General features: G+C 62.1%; 9 protein-coding genes and 1 pseudogene. 2 read left to right on the top strand and 8 right to left on the bottom strand.

Annotated features, from left to right (window positions below; translation table 11 throughout):
• Window positions 1–391, top strand: a 391-nt coding sequence (locus tag K288_RS0141230) for a transposase (protein ID WP_027584626.1), incomplete at its 5' end; no start/stop codon positions are given.
• A 476-nt stretch (window positions 392–867) separates the two neighbouring features.
• Here the strand turns inward: K288_RS0141230 and trbI are convergent.
• The 8 genes and pseudogenes from trbI to K288_RS48560 all read right to left on the bottom strand — a co-directional run.
• Window positions 868–2166 (bottom strand): IncP-type conjugal transfer protein TrbI, encoded by a 1299-nt coding sequence (gene trbI / locus K288_RS0141225; protein ID WP_027584625.1) that lies wholly within the window; start codon window positions 2164–2166, stop codon window positions 868–870.
• An 11-nt stretch (window positions 2167–2177) separates the two neighbouring features.
• A complete protein-coding gene (gene trbH, locus K288_RS0141220) occupies window positions 2178–2630 on the bottom strand; it encodes a conjugal transfer protein TrbH (RefSeq protein WP_027584624.1) in 453 nt (150 codons plus the stop codon).
• A 2-nt stretch (window positions 2631–2632) separates the two neighbouring features.
• On the bottom strand, window positions 2633–3436 hold the full coding sequence (trbG, locus tag K288_RS0141215) for a P-type conjugative transfer protein TrbG (RefSeq protein WP_051335031.1): 804 nt from the start codon (window positions 3434–3436) through the stop codon (window positions 2633–2635).
• A 29-nt stretch (window positions 3437–3465) separates the two neighbouring features.
• Complete coding sequence (locus tag K288_RS0141210) at window positions 3466–4128, bottom strand: conjugal transfer protein TrbF (protein ID WP_027584622.1); 663 nt, start codon at window positions 4126–4128, stop codon at window positions 3466–3468.
• A 44-nt stretch (window positions 4129–4172) separates the two neighbouring features.
• Window positions 4173–5333 carry a P-type conjugative transfer protein TrbL gene (trbL, locus tag K288_RS0141205; RefSeq protein ID WP_027584621.1) on the bottom strand — a complete coding sequence of 387 codons (1161 nt, stop codon included), beginning with the start codon at window positions 5331–5333 and terminating at the stop codon, window positions 4173–4175.
• A gap of 16 nt (window positions 5334–5349) precedes the next feature.
• Window positions 5350–5535 carry an entry exclusion protein TrbK gene (trbK, locus tag K288_RS0141200; protein WP_027584620.1) on the bottom strand — a complete coding sequence of 62 codons (186 nt, stop codon included), beginning with the start codon at window positions 5533–5535 and terminating at the stop codon, window positions 5350–5352.
• Window positions 5532–6329: a P-type conjugative transfer protein TrbJ gene (gene trbJ / locus K288_RS0141195; protein WP_027584619.1), complete on the bottom strand. Its 798-nt coding sequence runs from the start codon at window positions 6327–6329 to the stop codon at window positions 5532–5534. Before trbJ ends, trbK begins: the two co-directional genes overlap by 4 nt.
• A pseudogene (locus tag K288_RS48560) lies at window positions 6301–7947 on the bottom strand (conjugal transfer protein TrbE); the annotation flags it as partial. The gene trbJ and the pseudogene K288_RS48560, both read right to left, overlap by 29 nt.
• A 90-nt stretch (window positions 7948–8037) precedes the next feature.
• Between K288_RS48560 and K288_RS51560 the strand changes: the two are divergent.
• Window positions 8038–8980, top strand: a protein-coding gene (locus tag K288_RS51560) for an IS630 family transposase (RefSeq protein WP_201449795.1) whose coding sequence is annotated in 2 segments (ribosomal slippage) — window positions 8038–8375 and window positions 8374–8980 — 945 coding nt in all. Because the reading frame shifts where the segments join, the coding sequence is not laid out codon by codon here.
• The last annotated feature ends 16 nt before the right edge of the window (window positions 8981–8996 follow it).

Below are 8996 nucleotides of genomic sequence, written 5' to 3'. Positions count from 1 at the left end.
CTATCTGGCGCCGAGCCGGGCGAAAGCCGAAACCGCGATCGACACCTTCGTCGAGAAATACCGTGCCAAATACGGGCCTGCGGTCGAGTGCTTGATCAAGGATCGTGAGGCGCTGCTCACATTCTTCGACTTCCCTGCCGAGCATTGGGTTCATCTGCGCACCTCGAATCCGATCGAGAGCGTGTTCGCCACGGTGCGGCATCGCACGGAGCGAACGAAAGGATCGCTCTCGCCGAAAACCGCCAGGCTGATGGTGTTCAAGTTGATCGACGCCGCATCGAAGACCTGGCGCCGACTGAAAGGAACAAATCAGTTGCCGAAGGTCATCGCCGGTGTAAAGTTTACTGACGGCATCGAGGTCAGTCCGACCGCTGAAAGCCACGCCGCCTGATCAGGCCGCGTCACCCAGAATCAGCCATAGCTCGGAAAATGATCGGATGCCCTTCTCCAGTTTCCTCAAAATAAAGCTTCACACCAGTGGAATCGAAGTATGGCATCCGAACTCCTATTCATCTGAACGCATCTGCCTGAGCAAAATGCTGGTCTATGACCGGACTTGACTTGGATGTGCTTTGGTGCCGGCTACCTCTCCGCAGCTCTGAACGAACATCCGCTATCGCGTTGTTGCGGCGCGTGAGCACCCTTTGTCTATCGGCATGGGTCTTTCGATTATCCGCGCGACGAGTGTGGCGGGATCGGGCGCTGGATTCCGCGGAATTTCGTGCAACGGTGCTGCACCGCCTCGCCTCTTCGCGGCGCGCGACAATTGCGAGAACGAGAAGCAATCTCCATCAGCCAACTGGATCGTTTGCTTCGAGCACAACGCGGCATTTCCCAGAGACTCTATCGTAACCGAACCGAAGCACTTCATCCCCTGTAAGCCCCCGGAAACACCATGTCCTGGTTGACGAGGACGTTGAACACGTAGCCCGGTCGAATCTCGAGTGTGGGCTGGACGTTCATGTTCTTGCTGATCGTCTGTTCGGCGACGCGGCCGAACGACTCAGCAAAACTGTTGCGCGCGGCATCCGTCGGAGTTTGCTGATACCCGTAAGGCGAACTTGCGGGCATCGACATGTCGATGCCGGCGCCGATCGCGGCAATCAGGATCGCGGAACCGAACACCTGGAAATAATGATTGTCGACTTGATCATTGAAGCCACCGTAGCCTTCCCCGTCCGTGCCCGCCATGCCTCCGATCTGCAACGTCGAGCCATTCGGGAAGATGATGTCGGTCCAGACGACGAGGACTCGGCTTTGCCCGAACGAAATCTTGGAATCGTACCGTCCCAAGAGTTTGGCGCCCTGCGGGATCAGCAGCTGATGGCCTGTGGCGCTGTCGTAGACGTTCTGGCTGATCTGGGCGGTGATGCGACCAGGAAGATCGGAATTGATGCCGGTGATCAACGTCGCTGGAATGACAGAGCCCCGTTTCAATTCGTAGGCGGATGTCGGCGCGACCACCTTGTTGGGAAGGTAGCCGAGCTTCTTGAGGTCCGCGTTGAAGAAATCCTCCTTCGCCGTTTGCCCGTTCGGATCGATGTTCTGCATGCCGAAGCCGGCACGCAGCGCCGCTGCATAAAGGTCGGACGCACCGCGTGCGGGACCGGGTGTCGTCGTCGTCGATGGTGCTGCATTGCTCATGGGTGCGCTCGATGTTTGCAGCTTGCTGAGATTGATGGCGAGCGGTGAGTCATGGGCGGTACCGTTCGCCTGCACGCGGGCCATGCGCTGGCGCTGCTGCTCCCGCAAATATGGCTCATGTGCCTCCCGCTCGAGGCGCGCCCGCCATAGGGCGTCGGGTTCGAGCTGCGGGCCGGCCGCCGCCTCGGTCTGTTGTCGGCCGGAGAAGGGATTGCCTGCCGGCTTTCGTGTGTCCGGCTGTGGGGGTGGCGGCTGGAAGGTCTGTGCCTCCTGATCGCCGATGATTCCGTTCGCGACGCCTTTCTTCAATTGATCGGCATAGGTTGATGCCGAATTGGATGAGGCGGTGTCGATGCCGGCCTCGCGGCGGAAGTACAGACCGCGCGAGGTCAGGCCGTAGAAAATGACGGCAAAGAAGACGATAATCAGCACGATGGCGAGGATGATCGGCAGCCGGTTCAGGCGACGGATTCCCGTGCTCTCGCCCTCCGGAGCGCCGCCGAGCTTCAGGGATTGCACCATGATGATCCCCTTTACCCGCGCTGCATAACGGAAAGCGGGCTGGCCGGCGACGCTCCAGCAGCGGTTGCGCTATAAGCGCGACCGAGCTCGACATTGCCCGTCGACAAGCGGGCCAGGACCTGACCATTGTAGGACTCGATCACATAGGCGAGCGGGATGGTCTTCTCACCCTTGGTTTTCTGATCGGTCGCAACCGCATATCCCCAGCTCTTGAGCGATGTCTCCAGAGCCTGGCCGAAGGGCGAACCGTCAGGCTTCAGGATGATGGTGCCTGTGCCAGGACCGACCTGCTCGGCGAGTTTCGTCACCATGTCGCCGGCGATCGCAGAAGCCGCGGGACCGGACAGGTCGGGCGGCGCAGAGCTCGCCACCAGGGCAGCGCCGCCGAACGACGCGCATCCGGCGAGCGGCAGGCCGAGCAGGAAGAGAAGGACGAGCCGACGCAACGAGGAGACCTGCCGCATGATCAGCCTCCCCTCCGGATCGTCACCTTGTCCTGGTTCCAAAAGCCGACGCCGGAGACCAGAATGGCAGTGTCGATCTGATAATCGACCACCATCATGTCGTCCTTCAGCCGGTAGTTGACAATGCGGTTCTGGCCGCCCGACACCACGAAGAGGACCGGTGCATCCTGGCCCGATAGCGAAGACGGAAACTGGATGTAGGTCTTCACGCCATCGCTGTAGACCCGCGTCGGCCGCCAGGACGCGCTGCCGCTCACGCTGTAGGCGAAACTCAACTGCTCGGCGGGAACGCCGGCGCCCGGAATCACCTCAGTGCCAATACGCGCGTTGATGTCCGCGAGCCGGCCGCTGACATCCGCCGGATATTCGAAGCCGACGCGCGCCATGTATTGGGTCGCATTCGACTTGAGCTGGATGTGATAGGTTCGCCGCGAGGTCGTCACCACCATCGAGGTGACGAGCCCTGGCTCCGACGGTTTGACGATCAGGTGGATGGCTTGTCCGCCGACCGCTCCGGACGTCGCTGGTTCGACCTTCCAGCGCACCGTGTCGCCAACCAGCACATCGCGCACGACCTCACCGGCCTCGAGCTCGATGTCGCAGACCTCGAGCGGCGAGCAGACGATGGAGGGCTGGACCTCGCCGAACAGGAAGACGACCTTGCCGTCCGCTCCGCGCGACTGACTCGAGATGCTCGTGCCCTTTCGCTCCTTGGCGTTCATCGCCTGCGCGTGTGCGCTGACATTGGCAAGCAGCAAGCCGAAGCCGGATGCCGCGAGAACAACGCATGTATGAAGTCTGATCATATTTGGGTGCATCTGTGTCCCCGCCCCTTTCATAGTTGCGCCGTCCAGTCGAAATCACGCAGGTAGAGGCCGATCGGATTGAGCCGGATGGTCTGCTCATCCTGGGGCGGTGTCAGCGTGACAGTGGCGATGCCGCGAAAGCGGCGCTCGCCGGTTTCCTTGCCTTTCCTGTCGCGCTCGAATTCAGTCCAGTCGATCTGATAGGACTGGTTGGACAGAGCGACGATGTTGTTGACCTCGACGGCGACCGTCGTCGTCTTGGCCTTCTCGAACGGCGAGTTGCTCCGGAACCAATCATTGATCTTTTGCGTGGCGGGATCGGAGGTCCGCAGCAGCGCGTAGGTCCGATCGATATATTGCTTCTGCACGACCGCATCGGGCGTGACCGATCGGAAGTTCGAGACGAAGCTGCCGAGCGTGGTGCGCACCACCCGCGGATCCGCATATTCGATCTGCTGCGGATAGCCGGCGCTCAAGGCGGTCCCAAGCTTGTCGACCTCGACGATATACGGGACGAGCTTGACCTGCGTGCTCTGGAACAACGCATAGGCGAAGCCGATCACCGCCATCACCATGGCGACGATGCCGATGGTGCGCCACGTCGCGGCCGCCTTCACATAGGAGCCGTAACGCTCGTTCCATTCCTGACGGGCGGCGAGATAGGGGTTGTCGGGCGGATTACGCGCGGCCATTCGAGAAAGGGTCTCCCACTGTTCACCTGCCGGGTTGAATCGGCTCAAGTCTTTCCAGTCGATTGTCGCTGCGAGCTCCGCTGATCGAGCTTGGCGTTGGCGAGGCCGAGCGTCGACGTCCCGAAGGAGCCTGGCGCGCCGATGGCCTGGTCGCGTGCGGCGGAGGCGAGCGCGCCGCCCGCCGAGCCGATGCCTTGCGTCATGGCCTTGAGGGCGGCTGCGCCAAACGAGGCGCCGTCGGCACGCGCGGCACTGAACCCGGCTGCCCCTGCCCTCGCGCCTCCCATGGCGAGGCTGGCGCCGCCGGCCGCGAAGCTCGCCGCCTGTCCGGCATGCTTCACCACTTCCATGCCGCTGCCGACGGAGACGCCCTGCACCACGCCTTGCACGATGTTCGGCACGTAGATTGAGATGATGAAGACGACAACCGAGATGCCGCCGATCGCCAGTGTCCCGACAAAGGCGTCGTTGCCGGTACCGGTCTGGTTGGCGAGGTTCAGCAAGGTGTCGGACCCGATCTTGGCGATCATCACCAGCGCCATCAGCTTCATCCCGACACTGAAGGCATAGATGAGGTAGCGGATGGCAAAGTCCTTGGTGAAGGACGAGCCGCCGAGGCCGAGCATGATCATGCCGGCGAGCAGACCGACATACATCTCGACCATCACCGCGACGAAGATCGCCGCAACCAGCGAGAAGGCGATCACCACGATCACCATCGCGAATACCGAGGCGATCGCCAGTGCATTGTCCTGGAAGAGGCCGAACTGCGCATTATGCGACATCGCGGAGGCGACCTTGAGACCCGCGTTGAACACATCCGCCGGCGACGCCGAGCCGCCGCCAGCACCGATCTGGTAGAGACTGTCGACGACCGCTTTCGCGAAATTCGGTCCCTGGTCGAGCACGAAGGCGAAGAAGCCGATGAACATGACCCGCCGCACCATCTCGGCGAACCACGCATCGAGGGTTGCGGTCTGAATGGCGAGCCAGACCGCGGCGAGGCCGACCTCGATGCCAGCGAGGATCCAGAACAACGACTTGGCCGCCTGCATGACGGTCGTCTGCCAGCTCTTGGCGGCCGTCGTCACCGAATTTTCGAGCGTCGTAAGGACGCTGCCGTCCTGCTGCGCCAATGCAGGATGCGCAGCCACGACGATGCCGATCGCAATGATCAGGACGAGCCCCGGTTTAATTCCACGCACCCCCTGCCCCCTTGTCCTACCAACGCGGTTTCATCTGCTGGCCGCCGGACGTCTTGTAGTCCTGCGGGGGTTTGAAGAAGTCACCGGCGCGCGACGCGGTCCCTTGCCCCGGGACTGGCGTGCGCGGCGCGAAGATCAGCCAGGCCCCCGCGGCGCAGGCGCCGATCGTGATGACGACAATGATGATCGTGGACGGCCTCACCAACGCGGCTCCATCGTCTGGCCGCCGGAGGTCGCTGGCGCGGTCGCGTTGAAGAACTGCTCCCGGCGTGCCTGCGACAGGTCCTTGCTCGTCTGGGAGGACTGAAACCATGTCGCCATCATCGTGGTCTGCTGCGCAATGAGACCTCGCAGCTTCTGCATCTGGGCGACTTCCTGCGCGGCGATCTCATGGCCGACCTGCAAGGCCTTCATCTGGCCGTCGGAGCTCTCGGATGCCGTCTTGAGTTGCGCCATCGTCGAGTTCTCGGTCGCGAATTGCTGCGAGGTGAGCCCGGCCGCCTGCAACGTGCTCGAGATCGTGTCACGGTTCGTCGTCGACCAGGTCTGATAGGTCGACCCGAAGCTCGCGCCGTTCGGCAGATTGGTCTTGAACTGCGCGTAGCTCTGAAAGCGCTGCTTGAGCACGTCGTCGATGTTGCCCATCGAGAACGCCATGCCTTGGCCCTGGTTGACGATGTTCTGCAGCTGCTTGAGATCGCCTTCCACCTGCCCCCAGACATGCGAAGGCAACTGGGCCGTGTTCTGCAGCATGTTCTCGTAGATCCTCAGCTGGTTCTGAATCTGCTGGGCGAGCTGCGAGATCTGTTGAATCTGGTTGTTGATCTGTGTCGTCGACTGGCCGACGAGGCTCACCAGCTCGCCGTTATTAAGGATCTGCGTGAACTCGGTGGAGCCGCCGGCCGCGGCGCCGGCCAATGCCGGACCCACGGCGGGTGGTCCGATGATGATGGCGACGATGAGCGCCCTACAAATCGGCGAGAAGCGTCTCGGCATGGCCGATCCCCCTTTCCTTGAGCCAGTGAACGGGCCAATTGGCCTCGGCCTTCTTCAGCGCCAGGATGCGCTGCAGGTCGTCCTTGCCGGACGCGCCGACGAAGGAGAGTGCGACGGGGCCGAGCGCCATGTTGAAGAGGCGGCGGCCCTCTGGCGAAGCGACGTAGTATTCGCGCTTCGGCACCGCGGTCGCGACAATCTCAATCTGCCGTTCATTGAAGCCGATACGCTCGTAGAACTCGCGCGTGCCGGGCTCGCGCGCGGCACCGTTCGGCAGGCAGATCTTCGTCGGGCAGCTCTCCTTCAGCACATCGATGATGCCGGAGCGCTCGGCATCCGAGATCGACTGCGTGGCGAGCAGCACGGCACAATTGGCCTTGCGCAGCACCTTCAGCCATTCGCGGATCTTGTCGCGGAAGACAGGATGGCCGAGCAACAGCCAGGCCTCATCGAGAATGATCAAACTTGGCGCGCCAGACAGCCGTTTCTCGATCCGCCGGAACAGATAGGTCAGGACCGGGACCAGGTTGCGCTCGCCCATATTCATCAGCTGCTCGATCTCGAAGGTCTGGAACGATCCGAGTTCTAGACCGTCCCTCTCAGCATCGAGCAGTTGGCCCATCGGACCGTCGACCGTATAATGATGCAGTGCGTCCTTGATTTCGCGCATCTGCACGCCGGACACGAAATCCGACAGCGATCGTCCGCGGGCCTCGGCCATCAGGCCGATCTGCCGCGAGATGGCGTTGCGATGATCGGGCGTGATCAAGACGCCCTGCACGGCGACCAGCGTCTCCACCCATTCCGCCGCCCAGGCGCGATCGGTGTCCGTCGATAAGTCTGATAACGGACAAAACGCGAGCGCCGCCGCACCGTCCGGGTCATCGCCGCCGATCTCGTAGTGGTCGCCCCCGGCGGCCAGCGTCAGCGGCATCATTGAACGTCCCTTGTCGAAGGCGAAGATCTGCGCGCCGGCATAACGGCGAAACTGCGCTGCGATCAGCGCGAGCAGCGTCGACTTGCCGGAGCCCGTCGGCCCGAACACCAACGTATGGCCGACGTCGTCGACATGCAGGTTCAGCCGGAAGGGTGTGGAGCCGGATGCGACCTGCATCAGCGGCGGGGAGCCCGGAGGATAGAATGGGCATGGTGCGGTCGGACTGCCCGACCACACCGAATTGAGCGGGATCAGGTCGGCGAGGTTACGCGTGTTGATGAGCGGTTCGCGGATGTTGGCGTACCAATTGCCCGGCAGGCTGCCGAGGAAGGCTTCGGTCGCGTTCAGCGTTTCGATGCGCGCGCCAAACCCTTCGGCCTGGATCAGGCGACGGACCGCCTCGGCCTTCTCCTGCAGGCGCGCGCTGCTCTCGTCGAACAGCACGATGACCGGGGTGTAATAGCCATAGGCGACAAGTTGCGAAGAGGCTTCCGCGATCGCATCCTCGGTCTCGGCCACCATGGCGGCCGCATCCTGGTCGAGCGAGCGACTTTGCGTCTGGAACAGCTGGTCGATGAAGGGGCGGACCTTCTGCTGCCATTTCTTGCGGGTGCGCTCGAGCTTCTGCCGCGCGTCCTGGTCGTCGAGGAACATGAAGCGCGACGACCAGCGGTAGGTTAGAGCGTGATGGCTTTAGCTTGAATCGATTGAGGATTCCCAAATCACATCGGTTCTGATTCAACATGCTGGCTGGGAAGGAGGCCAGCATGGATGGGGCGAGCGTATTCGATTGATCTACGTGAGCGCGTGGTTGACGCCGTTTGCAAGGGTGGCCTGTCGTGCCATCAGGCGGCAGCGCAATTTGGTGTAGGCATCAGCACGGCCATTCTCTGGGTGCAGCGCTTTCGCGAGACCGGCAGCGTCGAGCCGGACCAGATCGGCGGCTACAAGCCGAAGAAGATTTCGGGAAAGCATCGTGATTGGCTGGTGCAACGGTGCCGGACGGCGGATTTCACCTTGCGCGGGCTGGTGGCCGAGCTCGCCAAGCGTGGTCTGAAGGTCGATTACCGGACGGTGTGGGACTTCGTCCACGCCGAGAAGCTCAGTCACAAAGACGCTGATTGCTGCCGAGCAGGACCGTCCAGATGTTGCCCGTCGGCGGGCGCAATGGACCAAATATCGGGAGCGGATCGACCCGTCTCGCCTGGTGTTCATCGACGAGACCTGGACTAAAACCAATATGGCGCCGCTGCGGGGCTGGGCGCCGCGCGGTCAAAGGCTCAGGGCCAAAGTGCCACATGGCCACTGGCAGACCATGACCTTCCTGGCCGCCTTGCGCCACGATCGCGTCACGGCTCCGTGGCTCATCAATGGGCCGATCAATGGCGAAGCCTTCCAAATCTACGTCGAGAAGGTTCTAGTTCCGACATTGCGGCCCGGCGACATCGTGATCATGGACAACCTCGGCTCGCACAAGGGCAAGGCCGTGCGCCGCATCATCCGTGCCGCCGGTGCACGGCTGTTCTTCCTACCGAAATACTCACCCGATCTGAACCCGATCGAGCAGTTGTTCGCCAAACTCAAGCATTGGCTTCGTAAAGCCGCAAAGCGGACCACCGAGGCCGTCTACGATGCCATTGGTCCGATTCTCGACACTGTCACGCCCGCCGAGTGCTCAAACTACTTCACCAACGCCGGATATGATCAAACCTAATCTCATCACGCTCTAG

It is taken from the genome of Bradyrhizobium sp. Ai1a-2, assembly GCF_000426245.1.
Taxonomy (GTDB): domain Bacteria; phylum Pseudomonadota; class Alphaproteobacteria; order Rhizobiales; family Xanthobacteraceae; genus Bradyrhizobium.
This window is presented reverse-complemented; position numbering and strand designations above follow the sequence as displayed.

What these genes read in the sequence shown, in the direction of transcription:
- trbG (WP_051335031.1), bottom strand. Translation starts at nt 3,436, where the DNA reads ATGATCAGACTTCATACATGCGTTGTTCTCGCGGCATCCGGCTTCGGC.
- trbI (WP_027584625.1), bottom strand. Translation starts at nt 2,166, where the DNA reads ATGGTGCAATCCCTGAAGCTCGGCGGCGCTCCGGAGGGCGAGAGCACG.
- K288_RS0141210 (WP_027584622.1), bottom strand. Translation starts at nt 4,128, where the DNA reads ATGGCCGCGCGTAATCCGCCCGACAACCCCTATCTCGCCGCCCGTCAG.
- trbJ (WP_027584619.1), bottom strand. Translation starts at nt 6,329, where the DNA reads ATGCCGAGACGCTTCTCGCCGATTTGTAGGGCGCTCATCGTCGCCATC.
- trbH (WP_027584624.1), bottom strand. Translation starts at nt 2,630, where the DNA reads ATGCGGCAGGTCTCCTCGTTGCGTCGGCTCGTCCTTCTCTTCCTGCTC.